This is a genomic window from Nitrospira sp., assembly GCA_029194665.1.
Taxonomy (GTDB): Bacteria; Nitrospirota; Nitrospiria; order Nitrospirales; family Nitrospiraceae; genus Nitrospira_D.
On the sequence record JARFXO010000003.1, the window covers coordinates 148,169 to 167,642 of the forward strand.

A 19,474-nucleotide genomic window follows, 5' to 3' on the forward strand; every position below is an offset into this window, starting at 1 on the left:
GGATTATGGCAACGGCGATAGAACCGGTCGAACGAAACCAGCTGATCAAGCATCCGGACGTGGTCATATCCGTCGGGGTGGTGGCGATTCTCATGGTGATGCTGTTGCCCTTGCCTCGATTCCTGCTCGATTTGTTGCTGAGCTTCGACATCACCTTGTCGGTCGTGATCCTGCTCGTTGGACTCCAAGTACGGCGTCCGATCGATTTCTCGGTGTTTCCGTCGGTCCTCTTAATGATCACCTTGTTCAGGCTGTCCCTCAACATTGCCTCCACGCGTCTCATTTTGCTGCATGGGAACGAAGGAGCAGGGGCGGCAGGGGAAGTCATTCGGGCATTCGGGAACTTTATCGTCGGGGGCAATTACACGGTCGGCTTGGTAGTGTTCTCCATTCTCGTCATCATTAACTTTGTCGTGGTGACGAAGGGCGCCGGACGCGTGGCGGAGGTTGCGGCCCGCTTCACCTTGGATGCCATGCCGGGAAAGCAGATGAGCATCGATGCAGATCTGAATGCCGGCCTGATCAATGAGGCGGACGCGCGCCGCCGTCGACGGGAGATTGCGGAAGAGGCGGACTTTTACGGCGCGATGGACGGTGCCAGCAAGTTCGTTCGCGGAGATGCCATTGCCGCCGTCATCATCATACTCGTCAATATCATCGGTGGCTTGGCGATCGGGATCTTGCAACAGGGCATGAGTCCGGCGCTCGCGGCTCAAACCTATACGGTGCTGACCGTCGGTGAGGGGTTGGTGGCACAGATTCCCGCCCTGATCGTGTCGACCGCCGCCGGCATCGTGGTGACTCGTGCCGCCTCGGAAACGGATTTAGGGAGCGAGATGACTCGACAACTGTTGATGTCCTCCAAACCGGTGGGCATTGCTGCTGGTATTCTTCTCGCGCTTGGATTGGTGCCGGGGCTTCCGCATGTGGCGTTCTTAGCGTTAGGGAGCGCTATCGCATGGATCGCCTACCAACTCCATCAGCAGGAACAGGTCCAAGCAGCTCCGATTCCCAGTCCCGTCGCTCCGAAGGTCGAGGAAGGCCAGACCCGAGTGACTCCGCTCGACCTCATGGAAGTCCAGGTGGGGTACGGCTTGATAGGACTCGTCGAGGGAACACAAGGCACCGCACTACTCGATCGGATTAAAGCGCTCCGGCGACAATTTGCGGAATCGATGGGCTTTGTCGTGCCTCCGATCCATATACGTGACAACCTTCAGCTGCGCCCGAACGAATACGCCATCATGTTGAAGGGGGTGGAGGTGGCCAAGGCTGACGTCTTACCGGGGAATCTGTTGGCGATTGATCCTGGTACCGGCCAACGGGGTTTGGTGCAGGGCATCCCGACGAAGGAGCCTGCATTCGGGTTACCGGCGCTCTGGGTACCGGAAGCTGCCAGAGAGCAGGCTCAAATGGCTGGCTATACCGTGGTCGATACGAGTTCAGCGATCGCCACACATCTTTCTGAATTGATCAAGCGCCATGGCCATGAATTGTTGGGACGGCAGGAAGTTCAAGCCCTGTTGGACGAAATCGGCAAGGCGCATCCGAAGCTGGTGGAAGAGCTTATTCCTACGCTGCTGCCGCTCGGAACGGTCGTCAGGGTTCTCGGGAACCTTCTCAAGGAGGGCATTCCCATTCGTGACCTCCGGTCGATCCTCGAGGCCATTTCCGATCAGGCCACCAACACCAAGGATGCGGAAGTCCTCACGGAGTATGCGAGGCAGGCGTTGGCCCGAACCATCACCAAACAGTATCAAGCGCCTGACGGCAGTTTACAGGTGATCACCTTGGATCCCCGACTGGATCGGTCGTTGGCGGAACAAGCGGCGGCATTGCCGCCCGGGGCCACGTTGAACCTTGATCCCACCCTCTCGCATAAGCTGTTAACCGGCCTCAAACAAGCAGCTGAACGGGTTGCAGCGCGAGGGCAGCAGCCGATCGTGCTGTGCTCTCAGGTTGTGCGCCGCCATCTCCGTCGGCACAGCGATCGTCTGTTACATAGCGTTCCCGTGATGGGACTCAATGAAGTGGATTCCTTCGTCCGTCTGCAGTCGCTAGATACGGTGCGGATCGACCTGGAGTTGGCGCAGCCGACATAGATAAACCATGAAGGTTAAGACATTTCACGCGCTCACCATGCAGGATGCCATGCGCGACATCAAGGAAGAACTGGGGCCGGACGCCATTATCTTGTCGGCGAAAGAAGTGCGTGAGGGGGGGCGCATCGTACGGGCATTCGATCGACCGGTTCTGGAAGTGATGGCCGCCTCCGATCATGACGGACAACGGTTTCTTCAAAGTAAGGAGGTGCAACAAGCTTCTCCTGCGAAACCGTCTGACGCCGGGTCGGATTCCGCGCTGTCCGAGCAGACCTTACATACCTTTCAACAGACACTGCAGAGAGTGTTGAAGCCTGATTGTGAGACGACGACACAGCCTATCGGTGAGCAGTCTGCCTCGTTGAAGCCATCTACGGTACATCTGAAGCCGAATCGCCGGCGGCATCTACATACCGTGATGAATGAATTGGGCCGCTTGTTGGAAGATCTCTCGCGGGAGGACAGCAGAATAATCGGAAGTCAGCCGTCGCCCATGCCGCAGTGGCTGCGTCGCTCGCTTATCGAGCGGGGGATGACTCCCTCCACCGCGGATCTACTCTTGCACGAGGCTGGCATGACTGAACAGGCCGTCGGTTCATGGGACGCTGAGTCGATGCGGCGCGCGTTACAGCGTGAAATCGCGAAGCGTGTGCGAACGAGCGAGTCACTCCTGAACGGGGAGGGCTCTCCTTCTATCGGTGTACTGATCGGGCCGAGCGGAGCCGGGAAGACCGCTGCCGTAGCCAAGCTGGCGTCACATTATCGTCTCGAGCAGCGGAGATCCGTCGCCCTCATTACCTTTAATACCTGTCGGGAAACCGCGGTCGAACAGTTGCGCCGGTATGCCAAGGTCGTGGGTGTGCCGTTCGCTTGCGCCCTGTCGGCTCGACAAGTTCATGAAGGGCTCCGTCGCCATACTCAGGTAGACCTTGCGCTGATCGACATGCCTGGGATCGGGCCGCGTGACTTGGCATTGGTCTATGAACTGCAGAAGCTTCTGCCAAAAAAGGTCGTCACGACGCATTTGGTTCTTCAGGCTTCCACAAGACAGCAGGACCTCTGTGGGATCACGAGGCGCCTGGGTGATCTGCCGCAGCTGCGTCTTCTGTTCACGAAGCTCGACGAGACGGAATCGTTCGGTACCATCTTCGAAGTGATGTATCAAACCGGAGTGCCTCTTTCCTACTGGAGCATCGGACGGCGAGTTCCGGGAGATATCGAGGTGGCCTCATCCGATCGGTTGGCGGCGCTGCTCACTGCGGAATGCTCCACCGGTTCTCAGGTGTTTGTCAATCGGTCGGTTCAATCTTCAGAAGCAACTCCTGCTGTAATGGAAGCAAGAATTCACCATGGATAACCTGGCTGGAGGTCGTCATATGCCGTTCGGAACAAGAAAGTCTGTCCTGATGTCGGAGGATTTGAGTCGGGAAGGTGGCTCGTCCACCCACGTCATAGCGGTCTCCAGCGGCAAGGGGGGCGTGGGGAAGTCCAATGTGGTCGCGAATCTTGCCGTCGCACTCACGCGGGTTGGGAAGCGCGTGCTGATTTTGGATGCCGACCTCGGTTTGGGGAATCTTGATGTCCTCCTGGGGCTGGTTCCACGGCATACCATCGAAGATGTATTGGCGGGTACCCATACGCTCGACGAGATCGTGCTCAAAGGTCCGGGGGGCATCCATGTCCTTCCGGCCAGTTCCGGTGTGCCGCGCCTCACGTTGCTGACTGAAGCCCAACAGTTGATGATCCAGGAGCAACTGGCGCAGCTGACCTCAGAGATGGACGTGCTGTTGATCGATACCGGTGCGGGCATCTCGCCGAACGTCACCTTCTTTGCCTCTGCGGCAGATGAGACAATGATCGTCGTTTCGCCGGAGCCGACATCGCTCACCGATGCCTACGCACTGATCAAAGTCTTGGCCCGCCAGTATCGGGAACGCCGTTTCAAAGTGCTGGTGAATCAGGCCAAGAGTCCTCGCGAAGCTGCCGAGGTGTTCGGTAAGTTGGATGTGGCGGTGGATCATTTTCTTCATGTGACCGTCGAATTGGTCGGAGCGATCCCCTATGACGACTATGTGCATTTGGCGGTCATGCAACAGAGGGCGCTATCGGAGTTATTCCCCGATGCCCCGGCAGCCCAAGCCTTCAAGCGGTTAGCACAACAGATACTCCAGTGGCCGAGGCCTGCTCTCCCAAAAAGTTCCGTACAGCTCGTCTGGCAACGAGCGGCAACGTCGGCGGGCAACTGAAACCCGATCGGACAAGGGAAGATCATGAGCAAGACAGCCTCGCCACGGGAGCGGCAATCCTTTTCGGCCCAGGGAGTCAGGCGCGAACAACTCATCAAGGAGTTCGCCCATGTCATTCGCGCAATGGCCCACCGTCTGGCCTTCCGGCTTCCCGCGTACTTGGACGCGGAGGATCTGATTTCGGTCGGCACCATCGGACTCATGGATGCCATGGACAGGTATGATCCGACCAGAGAAGCGAAGTTCAAGACCTACGCGGAGTTCAGAATCCGTGGAGCCATGCTGGATGAGATTCGTTCGATGGATTGGATCCCACGATCGGTTCATGAACGAATCGGCCTGCTGCAAAAGACTCACACAGCGCTCATCAGCCGACTGGGTCGACCGCCGCAGGATGAGGAGGTGGCGGCAGAACTGAAGATGTCCTTGGAAGAGCTGGATGATTTCACTACACGCGCTAGGGGGGCAGTGATGATCAGCGTGGACGACTTAAATCTTCATGAGCCGGACGGGCACAAAGTGGTCAAGATGTTGGTCGATACACACACGCCTGATCCCCTTTCCTCATTGGTCAACGAACGTGAACGAGCATCGCTCGCCGGGGCTATCCAATCGTTGCCGGAAAAAGAACGGCTCGTTCTAACGTTGTATTACTACGAGGAGCTCACGATGAAGGAAATCGGCGAGCTGCTGAAAGTCACTGAGTCACGGGTCTGTCAAATCCACACCAAAGCCATCATCAGGCTCAAGGCGCACTTGCAAAAACCGAATTGATCGAATCGGCCGACCGACTGAGTCGGCTCCTCATCGGCTTCGTTGTGATGCCGATCGCGATGTCCGGCGATCGCTACCTTCAGTTCTGAGTCAAAAAACCGATATCTTATTGGACGAGATCTCGACAGGGGCCTGGTGGATTGAAGGGAAATTCATCGCATCGGGCTCGAACACGGATCGTCTCTCCGTTTATTCCGAATTCAAGTCAGGTCCTCCATCAGCCATCACGACGATGCACTGGAAGGCATCACACCATGGGTCCTCACGGTCGCGGCCACCTTCTCTAGCATGGTGGTGTGCCTCGGCAACAGCTTGCGGCGTCAGCATCGCGTGGATGCAGACAACACCCGCCGGTTCATCCAGCGTGGCCGAGGTCCTCTCCCTACAGCGTATCATCGGATGGATGGGCCTTTTCATCGCTGCCGGATTTGGGGTGGCGGGACTCTTGCGTTGGTCATATAGTCAGGACCTTGCGCGGCACAAGCAGGATGGTGCGCCATCGGCGTACGATAGTCTGACCGGTCTTCCAACTCAACGGCTTTTCCTTGTACTTCTCAAACAGGCCCTGAGCAGGGCTGAGACGACTCAGCGGCACGTCGCTGTCTTGGTATGTACCCTGGAACAGTTCCGTCCACTGTCTACCTCAGCCGCACCAAATGTGACTCTGGTCGTGCGAGTGCAAGCCGCCCGCATTAAGAGCACGTTGCAACCGCACGACGTGGTGGCACGCTTGGACGAATACACCTTCGCTGTGATCGCCGATAACCTCGAATCACCGGATGAGGCTCAATTGGTTGCTGAGAAAATCCAGAAGACCATCGCACTCCCACTGTTGATCGAAGGTCAGGAGTTGCTGATTTCCTGTCGAATTGATGGAATCGTGGGGCCGCAACCGGGGGCTAAAGCAGAGGCACTCCTTGAAGCCGCGTCACGAGCCCTCTCGGAGAGGCAAACAGCCGATGAGTCCATTGCATTTGTATCGGATCCCGTTACAACTACTTCTTCGTCGTCAAGCCTGGCCTATGCAGATCGGCAGCCGCGAGCCATGATCTCGATGAAGTAATCCCTGCCGCAACCCTGTTCTGCTTTTCTTGCCTACTCCTGACAATCCCGAAAATCCGCGTGAGCACCTGCAAGCTCCATCCTTCCGTTGTCCGAAGAAATGCCGCCTTTGTATGATGCCTGGCTCTCGGAGCCAAATATGTCGTTTGAAAAAATGGACGAATTGTTGGAGCCACAAAAGCAGACTCCGGAGGAGGGCTGCCACAAGCGGCAGCCCTCCTCTTCATGAGATCGGGACGGATTATGGAATAGTCGAGTCGTAGAGTTGGCCGTCGTCGATCGCGGTCAGCCCTTTCTTCTGGCTATGGGGCACGCCGACTGTGACCGCGCTACTACAGGAGTTGCCGTGGCCGTCCTCGGCCTTGAACGAGATTTGATAGACGCGGCCGTTGCCGTTCCCGGCTCGTTCGGCGCGCACCGAGGCGGCACCGTCCTGAATCACCGCATCAGGCCTCGTCTTGCCGTCGCCCTTGCTGTTGACCGGCTCGTCCTGGGTCACGCCGGTGGCCGTGATCGTCACCGCATCCCCTTCCGGATGGGTCACCCCCATGATGGCGATCGGGACCAACTGATGATTGGGCGCCCACAGCGCGGCGGGATTGGCCTGGGCGACGCTGCAGACGGGAGACTGGTTCGTCACCAAGGCACTGAGTTTGGTCACGAAGCCATCCTCGAAATGTCCTCCGTGAGCCGGCTGGCTCGCATTGAGGGTGGGAAACCCTGGGCCAGTCGCGCCGGTCACATAGGCCTGGCCGCTCCCATCCACCGCGATGCCAAACCCACGATCACCGCCGCCCAGGATGGTGGAGTAGGCCAGGGCGCCCATGGCCGTGAATTGTGTCACGAAGGCATCCGGGTCGAAACCGACCCCATTTGTGCAGGCGCCGGATGTGTGATTGACCCCTTACCCCAAACCTTTCCTACACCCCACCGTTTTGATGGAATCAGATCCTCCGATTTTCTGCCCGCTGACGGTCTCTCCTGTGAGCGATGCGTCGGTATCCCCACACACAATGCCCGTGTCCTGGGTATCGAAGTGGAGGATCATATCGGTGTCCCCATCTTCATCGACATCGTCCATGGCAGTCTGCACTGGAGTAGCCTCAGTGCCGGTAGCACCAAAGCGGACTGAGGTCGGGTGGACAGTCGCGGCATTAAAAGAGTCAGTCGTTAGGATGGCCACCGGGATCCTCCCTTCGCTCTTGGGGTTGATGCTGTTCGGGCAGTTGCGGGGGCGGATGTCGATGAGGACTTCAACGACTATGGGAGGGAAGCCTACGGTCAATCTGAGGCGTTGGTCCGAGCCAAGCGTGTTGCCGAGGAGCGTCGCCGTGTCGAGGTCTCCGTCCACAGCGTAGACTACCGTTTTGGCATCTCCCGGACCCAAGACGACGAAGCTCGCAACGAAGTTGGCGAACACCCTGCGGCCATCGAGGAAGTTCAGGGCGACCGCCGAGATGTTGCCTCCATTGGACGAAGAGGTCGGATTATACCTGACTTCGACCGTCAGGAAGGCGCCCCTCGGGTTGGGCCTGCTATCGGCGTTCGAGAAGAAAAAGTCGTAGAACTCGTCGAAGCCGCTACGGAATACGGCGAAGTCATGGTTCGACGCATCCAACGTAGCAAGCCTGGTCGAGAGCCGGTTATCCGAAAGAGGAATGGTCACCTCGTTGAGCGGGTCCGTCAGCAGAACCCGCGTATCCTCCCAGATCGTGACCGACACGATACCAGGGAGATCGACGATCGGCATCGCACCGGCGCTCTGGATCCTGACCGTCGAGGTGATCGATGCCACAAAGAGAACCGAGAGAACGTACATTGCTCGCATTTTCGAGCCTCCTTTCCTCTCATTCGCTGAGGTTGCTTTTGTCCTTCTTGGCAGCCTCCAACAACGCAACCTCATTCCTATTGGCGCCATCGCGGTAGGACGGCCAGTTACCCGACCGCCCCCCCCACAGATCCCGGCGTGCGGTTTTCCCGCACCGGGCTCTTCAGGAATACTCGCTGCCGCAGTCTGGCCTAGGCACGCCCAGCGGCCAATCTCGGAGGCGGACGCCCGACGATGTGAGGAGGCTCCACCCGGAAGTGGACCGCGCGGAGGGCAGGTTGGCGGCCTTCCGCTCGACGAGGTAGTTCCCGGCGACGAGCGTTTTGTGCCCATCCTGATCCAATTGATAGACGAGCGGCTTCTGGACCAGCACGTCGCCCAGTTCGGTCGCGAGGAGGAGATCGCCGCTGTCCGCCACCTGGATGTCGGATGCCCCTTCGAAGGCCAGCCTGATCTGATCCGGGTCGGCCCCCGGCGCCACGATGAAGTCATACTCCACTGTGCCCTGGTTCCCGTAATAGGCGAGATCGATGCCCGGGTAGACATCCTGGTACTGGACCTTAGCGTAGGTGGGAATGTTGGTCCGCCACTTGGCTGGGTCATGGCCGATGAAATAGTTGACGATCCCCGGAAGTTGTTCCATGCCGTCCACGGTCGGCGTGGGATTCGCGCCTTCCAATTTCATCCGCACGACCGCCTGCTTGATCGCCGGCGGCTCCGGTCTGGCGGTGGGCTCGCCGCGCTTCCGCTGAGCCGGCTCCGTGGCCGGTTCCCGCTGTTGCAGCACCAGGACCGATTCGGATGGGGTGAGAAAGAGGCGGTAGCCGGTGCCGCGAGCCAGGAACTTGACTTGTTCATCCACCTGGCCCTGATTGGCCTCGAACTGGAGCGGCAACCGCATCAGGGTCGCGGTGATCTGAGGTTTCGACAGAGCCGGTGCCGGGTTTGGTGGAGACACGGCTGCTTCGATACTGCACAGAGGGCCGAGGAATACGAGCGTGATGGTCAGCAGTCGCAGAGAGATGGGGTGACGCATGGTGCGCCTTCTTCGTGATGGATGGTGGGTCTTCCAGCCGGAGGCTTGGTCGCGAGAGCCTCCTCACGATCGGATCGGCTCGCTTTGGGAGGGAGGTCCGGATGATGGCGCGCATGGGTGGTGTGGTCTTCTACGTGATCCGCGATATCGGCGAAGCGCTGAGATGAAATGAAGCGAGGAAGCCGAGGCGTGAGGGGGGACGACGGATGGCGGACTTGGAGGGCCATGTGGCACCTCGGATGAACCGAATGGTTCAGGACAACTACTTATACCTTCCGCCAACGGATGTCAAGAGGTTTGTTTGGACGTTACTAGGAATATTTTTCTCTGGGCCTGGCAGGAATAGCCTAGAGCTCTACAGCTAAGACGCGACGACGTCCGTCACTCCTGTTGCAGCGTTGTCCATTTCCTTGCATCTCACGGAAAAATAGGATCATTTCGAACCGTGTAATCGAGCCTGTTTCAGCTGCTTCACGTCGGCGACCCTGGCATGGGGGTTGCTGTCCCTCGTTCGAAAGCCAAAGGAGTCGGCAGCATGAATCGAGGTATCTATCCCATCTTGTCCGGAGCACTGGCCCATGAGCGGCGGATGCAAGTCTTCGCGAACAACATGGCCAACGCGAATACCGCCGGCTTCAAACAGGATGAGCAGGCCTTTAAAACCATCTTTTCTCGATACCATGCAGTGATTCCGGTCGGCGGTCCAACTGGAGGATTGGCCCAGCAGATGATGGCCAGACCCTTGGGGGTTACGGAACGTGCGTTTGTGGCCCCACACGCGATGAAGACGACGTTTGAAGTGGGTCGGATCAGACTCACAGGCAATGCCCTGGACATTGCCATTCAAGGCCCCGGATTTTTTGAAGTGAATACTCCACAAGGAACTCGCTATAGCCGCAACGGTATGTTTTCGCTCGATCGTGATCGTCGGTTAGTGAACGGACTCGGCTATCCGGTGATGGGAACAATGGGTGAGATCAAGGTTCCTCCCGGCAAATTGGAGATCACGACACAGGGAGCCATCAAAGTTGATGATAAACCTGTGGCGACCATCAAAGTCATGGAATTCAACCAGGACGAGATGCCGCAGAAATCATCGGATGGCCTATTCTCTTCCGACAAGGGAAAAATCGCCAAAGCTCCACAGCTTCAGGTCGGACACATCGAAGAGTCCAACGTCAATTCCATCGGCGAGATGGTGAAGATGATTCAGGGCATGCGCAACTATGAATCGACACAAAAACTAATTCAGACGCTTGATCGGATGGCTGAGGTCGCGATTCAAGACGTAGGGCGGGTGTTATGAGACGGAATGTGTATCGCCGACGGCCACTAGCCGAGGGCAAGGCCTGGATTTCAACTGATATGAAATCTCTTGCGATCAGCTATCTGCGATCAGTTCTTCAGCTCTGGAGGATTCTATGATTCGTGCCATGTGGACAGCGGCGACCGGCATGACGGCGCAGCAGATCAATGTCGACACCATCGCGCACAACCTCGCCAACGTCAACACCAACTCTTTCAAACGCAGCCGGGCGGAATTTGCCGACTTGCTCTATCAAATTCAACGCCTTCCCGGCACGAATGCATCCAACGTGGGCGTATTTCCCGTCGGCATCCAAGTCGGGGCCGGGGTGCGTCCAACGACGGTGGCGAAAGAATGGCTGCAAGGCAATATGCGTCAAACGAATAACGAACTGGACTTGGCGATCGACGGCAACGGCTTTTTCCAAGTGTCTCGTCCCGACGGAACGATCATGTACACCAGAAATGGTTCCTTCAAACGCGACAACGTGGGCAACCTTGTGACCGGTGATGGCGATCTACTAAACCCCGTCATCACGATTCCGTCCGGCGCACTGAAGGTGGATATCGGTCAGGACGGCACGGTCTCGGTCTTACTTCCCGGCGTGACGCAAGCGTCACAGGTCGGCCAGATTCAACTCACACGATTCGACAATCCTTCCGGGTTGGTCGCCATGGGAAACAATCTCTTTATCGACAGTTTTGCATCGGGACCTCCAACACAGGGGACAGGCGGCTTCACCACCGGATTCGGCACGATTCAGCAGGGATTCCTGGAGAGCTCGAATGTCAACCTCGCCGAGGAAATGGTCAACATGATCATCGCCCAGCGAAGTTACGAGATTAACTCCAAGACGATTCAGGCATCCGACGAAATGATGGCCATTGCCAACAATCTCAGACGATAAGGAGCGCCTCATGTCCGGATTCTTACCGATCCTGATCATGCTCCTTTTGCCAGGAATCTTCGATGTGACGGCGGTAGTTGCGGGACCGAGTGGCGAATCTCGCGCGACTTCGCCGATGTCTCGAACTGCGATTCATCGCGCGGCCGACAGCGTTGTGGAACGAACGGCTCCCAGCGAGGTCAGTCCCGATCTGATTAGGAAGGCCATTCAGAAGCATCTGGAGAGCGAGTGGGGGCGCAAGGTCAAGACCGTGCATGTAACGGTCCTGGAACCAGCTGACCCTGTGATGATTCCCGGTGGGACGGTGGAATTACATGTTATTCCCGGCCCCACGGAAGAAGGCTTAGGCCGGCGCCTGTTTCATGTAGAGGCGGTGGCGAACGGAAAACCTCTGAGGACGATCCAAGTGATGGCTGATATTGCGGCGATGATCGATGCGGTCGTGGCGACCCGCTTGCTGAAGACCGACGAACTGATCGAGATGGGAGATCTCAAGACTGTCGGAATGAAGGTTCATCAGGTCAACCATCCTTTCATTACGGATCAAGGTGAGGTCATAGGAAAAAGCGCCTCACGACCTCTTCCGCCGGATACTCCGTTGCGCGCCGCATTCGTGAAGCTTCCGTTGGTGATCAAAAAGGGCGATCGAGTCCTCATCGAAGCGCGACGTGGGGGGCTCTCGATTCGGGCCTATGGCGTGACGAAATCGAGCGGACAAATCGGGCAGACCATCATGGTCGCCAATCTGGATTCCGGCAGAGAGCTGAGGGCTAAAGTCATTGCTCCCAATCTCGTTCAGGTGGAGTTCTAGAAAAATCGTGGTGACTCTCGCTCTGTCCCTTAACCTAAGCCTGCCTTGCCGATCCACGGGTCTTGGTGTCATTGCGGTGCTGCTCCTTCAGGGATGTTCGAGTCCGCCGAATGTCGCGAGCAAAGTCGTCGTGGCTCCATTGCCGCCGCCGAAGACGGTGGGTTCGCTCTGGCAAGAAGAGAACGGGCGGGCCTATCTCTATGAGGACCTCCGCGCGATGCGCATCGGCGATATCCTTACCGTAAAGATCGTCGAAAAACACAAAGGATCGAAGTCGGCGGATACGGAGGCCCAACGCGAGTCGACGATTAAGAATAGTCTCGTCGGCAGTGCGATGGGATATATCGGAATACCGGGCATACGATTGAGCGATGAGACTCGACGGGGGATGGGAATCGACGCCAGCGCCAGTAATAAATTCGGTGGAAAAGGCGCGACGAGTCGTGAAGGGACTCTAACCGGGACCATTTCCGCGATCGTGACCGAAGTGCTTCCCAACGGCGATCTCCGTGTCGAGGGGCGTCGTGAAGTGACTGTCAACAGCGAAAAGCAGTTGATGAGCATCGGCGGCATCGTGCGGCGAGTCGATGTTGATACAAAGAATACGGTTCTATCATCCGCCATCGCCGACGCCAGAATCGAATATTCCGGTCTCGGTGTGCTTGACGACGTGCAGCGACCAGGGTGGTTCATTCGCATTCTCGATTGGGTCTATCCGTTCTGAGGAGGGAGTCTGCCATGGCGGCTTCGTTGAGACGCACGACAACGAGGAGGGGGATTCCCAAGCGGCGTCCCTTCAATCCTCACACTCTGCAGATGATGGTGCAGAGTGGAGTCGTACGACGGGCTGACTTTGATCCCCCCTCCTCCGAGAGCAGGACGCAATTCCATATGCTGGAAGATGTTGATCGTGACTCGGTGAAAGAAGTGGTCCCTGAACAGGGATGGCTGGCGCGCTTTCTACTTGCTCGTCGGTCGCAGTTCTCCATTTCTAAACGTCCGTAGCGAGACTGAGTACTCACGCATGTTCACACGACTTGCCCCGACCTTGAGCGTGCTGATACTGACTGGTTGTCTCCTAATTCCCTCCAGCGCCGATGCAGTGAGGATCAAGGATATCGGCGTGATCGAAGGGGTGCGCGAAAACCAGCTGATCGGATACGGTTTGGTGGTCGGTCTGGACAGTACCGGCGACCGAGTGATCGGTGGACAGTTCACGATTCAGGCGATGATGTCCATGTTGAACAAAATGGGCGTGAACCTGGTGATCGATCCCATCCAGTTACTGACCAGAAATATCGCCTCAGTCATGGTCACCGCCAAGCTTCCTCCATTTTCGAAGCCGGGGATGACGCTGGATGCAGTCGTGTCGTCGATGGCGAACGCCAAGAGTCTGCAAGGGGGGACACTCTTGCTCACACCCTTGAAGGCGGCAAACCAACAAGTGTTTGCCGTCGCGCAGGGGCCGGTCTCCATCGGCGGTTTTCTCGGCGGGACGGGCGGCCCGGGAGGGGCTACAGTCGCCAAGAATCATCAGGCGGCCGGTTTAGTTCCGGGGGGAGCCATCATCGAGAAAGAGCTGCTGGTCAACATCGACTCTTGGGAAACGGTTTCCGTACTCCTACGGCAACCTGATTTCACGACTGCCATCAGGACTGCCGAAGCCATCGAGAGTACCTTCGGGAAAGGCAGTGCATCGGCCGTGAATGCCGGATCCATCAAAGCGACGATTCCTCAATCGTTTCAAGGCCGCGTCGTCGAGTATATAGCCTCCATCGAGGGGCTTGATGTGACCGTCGATGCTGTGGCCAAAGTCGTCGTCAATGAGCGGACCGGGACAGTGGTGTTGGGAGAGCATGTGCGGATTTCCACATGCGCGATCTCTCACGGTAATCTCACCATCTCGGTGAAAAACACGTTGAACGTGTCGCAGCCCCTGGCGCCGCTTATCGGCTCCTCGGCGGGACAGACCACCGTCACACCGGATGTGCAGACGGAGGTAAAGGAGCAGGAATCGCGGCTTATGGTGGTGGATGAGACCGTGACATTGGGAGAGGTCGTGCGGGCTCTCAATGCAGTGGGAGTGACGCCGCGCGACCTTGTCGCAATACTCTCAGCCCTCAAGTCATCCGGAGCACTTCAGGCTAATCTTGAGGTAATTTAATCATAGCATGGATATATATGAATAATATAGAACCATACAGAAGCCATTTTATGGGGGATGCGACGTTGTATATGGACCATGTGTTCTCACGTTCTAGTCCTGCCCCTCATGCGGATCCTTTAAAGTCTCAGGACGTTGCTGAGGCACGTCAACAACTGGTCCAGGCCGGGCGGCAGTTCGAGGCCTATTTTATCTCGTATTTGCTGAAGGTGATGAGAGAAACGGTTCCTGAAGGAACCGTCGCCAACAAACAGGGAGCGTATTTTTACTCATTTTATGATGAGGAGATTGGGAGGCGGGCGGCCGAATCCGAGGGAATAGGCATTGCGAGGATGGTCCAGGATTATGCACAACAACATTTTGGCTCATCTTCGCTGGAACACTCAAGTTCTTCAGGGTAGAAACCGATAAGAAGCTCGACCGAGATACATCCATATTTCTCTCAGAACGGTCGTTGGGAGAAGCGGGCCGAGGAAGGAGCGGCAACATGCAGATTTCAGGTCATGGGAAAGTAGATCATCTTGCAAAACTGTTGCTTGGGGTTCAGGACACCGAGAGTTCAGGGGTGCGACAAGCGGCTGCCAGCACCCAGGTGCGTAAAGATGAGGTTCAAATCTCCGCCCAGGCGAAGGAGCTTCAACGGATTCGGGAGCTGGCCAATCAGCCTGATCCTGAACGAGCTGAGCATGTGGAGCGCATCAAGCGCGCTCTTGACAGCGGCACCTACGATGTCAGTGGCCGTGCGGTTGGAGATGCTCTCATTAAGCAGGTTCTGACCGACGCCATACTGTGAGTCTCTTCGACCTGCGGATGTTCGATACCAACAACCGGGTCTGCGTGTTGGCCCATGGATGGGCAGGTTGCCGATTGTGAATGAGTCAATCTCTCTCGATGAGTTGAGCAATATCCTCACCCGCGAATCCGTTCAGTGTGACCTTCTCGCGCAAAACATCGTTCAAGAGCGAGAGGTCATCAAGCGGTTGGCACTCCAAGAATTCGTGTCAATCAATCACTCAAGGATCACGATCCTTGAGAGCCTTCGTATTCTCAGGGAAGAGCTGGATGTGGTCCTGGATCGCCTGGCAAGCGCCTATCGCGGGCCGGAAACCGGGCGAACGCTGACAGAAATTCTAGGCCGAACGCATAGTCCGCAGGCAGAGGGAATCATACAGCAGTATGAGCGGCTTGCGGATAAAGTCCGGGGGGTGAAGCACGACATCACGGTCAATCAGATACTGATTAAGAATATTCAATCGTTTCTCATTCGGGCAATGGAGGCTCACCGCCAACCACCTCTAGGTGAAGACCTCTATACAGTGTCGGGCTCTCGAAGCAGTAGCGGAATGCCGGCTGCGTTGATCAGGCGGGAGGGCTGACGATCGATGGGACTGAACGGCTTAATCGATGTCGCGAAGTCCGCTCTTTTCACCGCTCAACAGGCGTTGACCGTTACCGGACACAATATCAGCAACGTCAACACGCCGGGTTTTTCCCGACAGGAAGTCGTCCTAACAGAAGAACGGCCTGCTGACGGCAACCCTGGGCAAGTGGGGACCGGCGTAAAAATTGAGCAAATACGACGGGCAGTGGACGTATTTTTGAATCGGGAACTGACGAACTCTCAAGAAGGTTTGGGCCAATTCACCGTGGCGAGAGACGAACTACAGAGGTTGGAGAGTCTTTTTGGTGATACTCGCGGGCAGGGGTTGGCTGGACAACTGGATGAGTTTTTTGAGGCTCTGCAGGACGCAACTACCACGCCTTCTCAGGTCACCCCGCGTTCGGTTGTGGTGGCAAAGGCCTCGACGTTGGCAGGTACCTTCCATCAAATCAATGCGGATTTAACCGAGAGTCGCCGTGCCATCGACATGCAAATCGGTGTCAACATTCGAGAGATCAACGGGCTGACGAAAAAGATCGCCGAGTTTAATACCCAGATTAAGTCCGCTGAGGTCAGCGGTCAGAACGCCAATGATCTCAGAGATCAGCGGGACTTGGCTATCAATGAATTAGCCATGAGGATCGACGTGGCGACTCTCGAACAGCCTGACGGCACTGTTTCGGTGTTCATGGCCCGCGGACTGGTCTTGGTCGATCATGAAACGACGCGAAATCTGGTCGGGGTGGAATCCTCGGACAACCAGGGCCTCTTGGATATCGGGTACGACATCGGAGGAACTCAGCCGAGTGTCGTGAACCACTTGATCGCCGGCGGGAGACTTCGCGGACTCTTGGACGTACGAGACAGGACGATTCCTTCGGTCCAACAGGGAATCGATGCGTTAGCCGGATCTCTGGTGAATGAGGTCAACCAAATTCACCGCCTGGGGTATGGCCTTGACGGTTCTACCGGGCAGGACTTCTTCTCCGGCTTATCGGTCACGACCAAAGCGCCTACGACGAATGTTGGAACCGGTTCAGTCGGCAATGGAGTAGTGACCGCGCCGAGTCTCTTGACCTTTCATGACTATGAAATCAGGTTCACTGGGGCCAACAGTTATGCGCTCGTCGATGCAACAACCGGGACCGGTATCAAGGGCAATTACACAGGCACCGCCATCGGTTCTCCAACCGTCGATGCGCCGTTGAACATCGCCACAGGAGCGAATGATACCTTGGTGGTGACGGTAGATGGAACGACATCGGGAAGCATCACACTGAACGGTGCCGCATCACCAGGACGGCCCTATATCTCCGGTGCGGCGGTGGCGGCTGAACTCGAGAGCAAAATCAACGCGGACTCGACGCTTGCTGCGGCCGGCCGACGGGTGACAGTGCTGTTCGACAGCACGACGAACCGATTGGTGTTGCAGTCGAGTTCCGTCGGAGGCACGAGTTCCGTGGATGTGATCGGTGGAACGGCTAGGGCGAGCCTGGGCCTGTCTGCCGGGACCAGCACGGCTGCAGCTGGAACCTACAGCGGCCCTCAAACATTTCATGTCGATGGGATTGCGGTGACTGTTAATGGGGTGCCCGCCGCCAACGACGTTCTGAGCTTTAACTCGCGCGAGCATGCCGCCCGTGATGTGACCGTTTCGCTATCAGACCCGTCCAAAATCGCGCTCTCCTCGACGCGCGCTGGTGTTCCCGGGAACAATCAGAACGGATTGGCGCTGATTGCGCTCCAGTCAAAAACTCTCACCGGCCTCGACAATGCCACGCTCCTCGACGCCTACCGTAAAACCGCGACCGACCTTGGAGTGGCCTCACAGGTGGCGAGTCAGCGCCTTGATGCGGAGGAAATTCGTCATGAGCAATTACAGAACTTCCGTGCCCAAGTGTCGGGTGTCTCGCTCGATGAGGAATTGGTCAATCTTCTCAAGTATCAGCGGGCATTTGAGGCCGCATCACGCATGATCGTTGCTGCCGATGAAATGATGTCGACCTTGATCTCGCTCAAACGATAGGGAGAGTCACACGGCTATGCGAGTAACCGAGCAACAGGTTTTCGGGTTTCTGGTCAACAGTTATCAACAAGCTCGATCCAGAGCGTTGCGACTACAGGAACATCTCGCTACCGGCAAGCAGGTATTGCAACCCTCCGACGATCCCGGCCGTTTCCATCAAATCGTCGGAGAAAAAGCGACATTAGTAAAACTTGAACAGCGACTTCGCAATGTCTCGACCGCCACCACGAGAGTCGAGCTGGCTGATGCCTCTCTTCAAGGTACGACCGCGACGCTCGCTCGTATTAGACAGCTGGCGGTTCAGTATGCGTCCGATACCAATGGCGTGACAGAGCGAGCCACCGGCGCACATGAAATCAAAGAGTTGCTCCAGCATCTGCTCCAGCTTGGAAACGCCGAGTTTGACGAAAACCAACCGGTCTTCGGTGGGACAAGCCGGCACGGGTTCGCCGCGGGGTTGACATTGTCGACACCTGTGACGCTGACGAACAGCGTTGCAGATACCTTGACGGTGAGGATTGATGGCGTGACATCGGGTACGATCGATTTGACCGGCGGTACCGAGACTCTCAGTGGAACCGAATTGGCGGCTCGGGTGCAAAGCCGCATCAATGCCGATTCCACTCTGATCGCGGCGGGAAAAAGCGCTTCAGTGACGTACACCGACGGAAGGCTGGTCATCGCCTCAAATTCTGACGGTCCAACGTCAAACATAGAAGTATTGGGCGGCTCCGCTCGCACCCTGCTTGGATTCAACGGAGGGAGTGCCGGTTCCGGCGGATCGACGTTCGCTGCGACAGTGACGACGAATGCGGCCGCGGGCAACAGCGGTGGAGCATCAGTCTCGCAAGGGCAGATCGTCAATACGAGTACGACGTCCTTTGATAACTATGTTGTGAGGTTTAGTGGGCCTGGGACTTTTGACGTCGTCAATGTTTCGGCACCGGTCACGGTCGCTCCAAATTCTGCCAATGCAGGTCGCGTTGGGGCAACTGATGCCGGAATCGTCGACCCTCAGCGAGTGACGCTCGACACGTATGAAATACAGTTTACTTCAGCATCCCAGTATTCCGTCTTGAACACGACCACGGGAGCCACGATTTCGACCGGGAACTCCTACCTGTCGGGCGGCGCCATCGAATTCGATGGCCTCCGCCTGGTGCTTTCAAATGGGCAACAAGGAGGACCCGCGACCGGAGATCGATTCGCTGTCGCAATTGCCCCGAAAACCGTGCTCGCCAATCAGACGTACACGTCAGGAGCTCCTATGGAGTTTGACGGAATCCGGTTTCGCATAACCAACGGCGTATCGGCGCCGGCTGCGGGGGACATATTTCATGTCCTGACTCATACTCAGTACGCTGGAGATTCCGGTAGCCATCAGATCGAAGTGGCGGACGGAGAGGTCGTTCCCACCAACGTGCCGGGCAATGAGGTGTTCAGTGGTTCCGATGTCAACCTGTTCGATACGGTGCAACAACTCCTCGCGGCACTCCGGGGAAATTTCAAAGCTGGAATCGCGGAGAGTTTGGGCAGCCTCGACCGAGCCCTCAGTCAGGTGTCTGCAGCGCAGGGCACCATTGGCGCGTTAGCAAACCGATTGGACTCTACGTCTTCAGCATTGGCGGAGTCAAAAGACTTGTCCACTAACCAGTTGTCGTCATTCGAAGATATCGACCTGGCACGAACCATCTCAGATCTCACTCTGCAGGAGTATGCCATTCAAGCAGCGGGCGAAACGCTCGGTCGGTTATTCGATAACTCTCTTCTGAAACATCTGCGTTGAAGTCGCACCTCAAGATTGTTCGGATGATGGCCGATAGTTCTGTGC

The 19,474-nt window shown here is 56.9% G+C and carries 20 protein-coding genes; 16 read left to right on the plus strand and 4 right to left on the minus strand.

Annotation, left to right across the window (positions count from 1 at the left end):
• The first annotated feature begins 5 nt into the window (after nucleotides 1-5).
• The 5 genes from flhA (at nucleotide 6) to P0119_10155 (ending at nucleotide 6,185) form a co-directional block, all read left to right on the plus strand.
• Entirely contained in the window at nucleotides 6-2,102 is a 2,097-nt protein-coding gene (flhA, locus tag P0119_10135) for a flagellar biosynthesis protein FlhA (GenBank protein ID MDF0666411.1), read from the plus strand.
• A gap of 7 nt (nucleotides 2,103-2,109) precedes the next feature.
• Complete coding sequence (gene flhF, locus P0119_10140) at nucleotides 2,110-3,459, plus strand: flagellar biosynthesis protein FlhF (GenBank protein MDF0666412.1); 1,350 nt, start codon at nucleotides 2,110-2,112, stop codon at nucleotides 3,457-3,459.
• A 19-nt stretch (nucleotides 3,460-3,478) separates the two neighbouring features.
• Nucleotides 3,479-4,348, plus strand: a complete 870-nt coding sequence (locus P0119_10145; protein MDF0666413.1) for a MinD/ParA family protein — start codon at nucleotides 3,479-3,481, stop codon at nucleotides 4,346-4,348.
• Nucleotides 4,349-4,372: 24 nt separating this feature from the next.
• Entirely contained in the window at nucleotides 4,373-5,122 is a 750-nt protein-coding gene (locus tag P0119_10150; GenBank protein ID MDF0666414.1) for a FliA/WhiG family RNA polymerase sigma factor, read from the plus strand.
• Nucleotides 5,123-5,456: 334 nt separating this feature from the next.
• Nucleotides 5,457-6,185, plus strand: a complete 729-nt coding sequence (locus tag P0119_10155; GenBank protein ID MDF0666415.1) for a GGDEF domain-containing protein — start codon at nucleotides 5,457-5,459, stop codon at nucleotides 6,183-6,185.
• Nucleotides 6,186-6,425: 240 nt separating this feature from the next.
• Here P0119_10155 and P0119_10160 read toward each other — a convergent pair whose 3' ends face one another.
• From P0119_10160 to P0119_10175, 4 genes are all read right to left on the minus strand, one after another.
• Nucleotides 6,426-7,028, minus strand: a complete 603-nt coding sequence (locus tag P0119_10160; protein MDF0666416.1) for a hypothetical protein — start codon at nucleotides 7,026-7,028, stop codon at nucleotides 6,426-6,428.
• 60 nt (nucleotides 7,029-7,088) lie between these two features.
• Nucleotides 7,089-8,012: a hypothetical protein gene (locus P0119_10165; protein ID MDF0666417.1), complete on the minus strand. Its 924-nt coding sequence runs from the start codon at nucleotides 8,010-8,012 to the stop codon at nucleotides 7,089-7,091.
• 163 nt (nucleotides 8,013-8,175) lie between these two features.
• Nucleotides 8,176-9,048 (minus strand): hypothetical protein, encoded by an 873-nt coding sequence (locus tag P0119_10170; GenBank protein MDF0666418.1) that lies wholly within the window; start codon nucleotides 9,046-9,048, stop codon nucleotides 8,176-8,178.
• The gene (locus P0119_10175) at nucleotides 9,018-9,275 is read right to left on the minus strand and encodes a hypothetical protein (GenBank protein ID MDF0666419.1); all 258 of its coding nucleotides are present in this window, start codon (nucleotides 9,273-9,275) and stop codon (nucleotides 9,018-9,020) included. Before P0119_10175 ends, P0119_10170 begins: the two co-directional genes overlap by 31 nt.
• 308 nt (nucleotides 9,276-9,583) lie before the next feature.
• On the opposite strand from P0119_10175, the gene P0119_10180 reads away from it, so the two are divergent.
• The 11 genes from P0119_10180 to P0119_10230 all read left to right on the plus strand — a co-directional run bounded on the left by P0119_10180 (nucleotide 9,584) and on the right by P0119_10230 (nucleotide 19,429).
• On the plus strand, nucleotides 9,584-10,354 hold the full coding sequence (locus P0119_10180) for a flagellar hook-basal body protein (protein MDF0666420.1): 771 nt from the start codon (nucleotides 9,584-9,586) through the stop codon (nucleotides 10,352-10,354).
• A gap of 115 nt (nucleotides 10,355-10,469) precedes the next feature.
• Nucleotides 10,470-11,261: a flagellar basal-body rod protein FlgG gene (gene flgG / locus P0119_10185; protein MDF0666421.1), complete on the plus strand. Its 792-nt coding sequence runs from the start codon at nucleotides 10,470-10,472 to the stop codon at nucleotides 11,259-11,261.
• A 10-nt stretch (nucleotides 11,262-11,271) separates the two neighbouring features.
• Nucleotides 11,272-12,072: a flagellar basal body P-ring formation chaperone FlgA gene (gene flgA, locus P0119_10190; GenBank protein ID MDF0666422.1), complete on the plus strand. Its 801-nt coding sequence runs from the start codon at nucleotides 11,272-11,274 to the stop codon at nucleotides 12,070-12,072.
• Between the two features lie 7 nt (nucleotides 12,073-12,079).
• The gene (locus tag P0119_10195; protein MDF0666423.1) at nucleotides 12,080-12,796 is read left to right on the plus strand and encodes a flagellar basal body L-ring protein FlgH; all 717 of its coding nucleotides are present in this window, start codon (nucleotides 12,080-12,082) and stop codon (nucleotides 12,794-12,796) included.
• Between the two features lie 14 nt (nucleotides 12,797-12,810).
• Nucleotides 12,811-13,077: a hypothetical protein gene (locus P0119_10200; GenBank protein ID MDF0666424.1), complete on the plus strand. Its 267-nt coding sequence runs from the start codon at nucleotides 12,811-12,813 to the stop codon at nucleotides 13,075-13,077.
• Nucleotides 13,078-13,096: 19 nt separating this feature from the next.
• The gene (locus P0119_10205) at nucleotides 13,097-14,236 is read left to right on the plus strand and encodes a flagellar basal body P-ring protein FlgI (protein ID MDF0666425.1); all 1,140 of its coding nucleotides are present in this window, start codon (nucleotides 13,097-13,099) and stop codon (nucleotides 14,234-14,236) included.
• 50 nt (nucleotides 14,237-14,286) lie between these two features.
• Nucleotides 14,287-14,637, plus strand: a complete 351-nt coding sequence (locus P0119_10210; protein ID MDF0666426.1) for a rod-binding protein — start codon at nucleotides 14,287-14,289, stop codon at nucleotides 14,635-14,637.
• A gap of 86 nt (nucleotides 14,638-14,723) precedes the next feature.
• Nucleotides 14,724-15,029 carry a flagellar biosynthesis anti-sigma factor FlgM gene (gene flgM, locus P0119_10215; GenBank protein MDF0666427.1) on the plus strand — a complete coding sequence of 102 codons (306 nt, stop codon included), beginning with the start codon at nucleotides 14,724-14,726 and terminating at the stop codon, nucleotides 15,027-15,029.
• Nucleotides 15,030-15,105: 76 nt separating this feature from the next.
• The gene (gene flgN / locus P0119_10220) at nucleotides 15,106-15,612 is read left to right on the plus strand and encodes a flagellar export chaperone FlgN (protein ID MDF0666428.1); all 507 of its coding nucleotides are present in this window, start codon (nucleotides 15,106-15,108) and stop codon (nucleotides 15,610-15,612) included.
• Nucleotides 15,613-15,618: 6 nt separating this feature from the next.
• Nucleotides 15,619-17,643 carry a flagellar hook-associated protein FlgK gene (gene flgK, locus P0119_10225; protein MDF0666429.1) on the plus strand — a complete coding sequence of 675 codons (2,025 nt, stop codon included), beginning with the start codon at nucleotides 15,619-15,621 and terminating at the stop codon, nucleotides 17,641-17,643.
• A 16-nt stretch (nucleotides 17,644-17,659) separates the two neighbouring features.
• Nucleotides 17,660-19,429, plus strand: a complete 1,770-nt coding sequence (locus P0119_10230) for a flagellin (GenBank protein MDF0666430.1) — start codon at nucleotides 17,660-17,662, stop codon at nucleotides 19,427-19,429.
• Nucleotides 19,430-19,474: the final 45 nt, after the last annotated feature.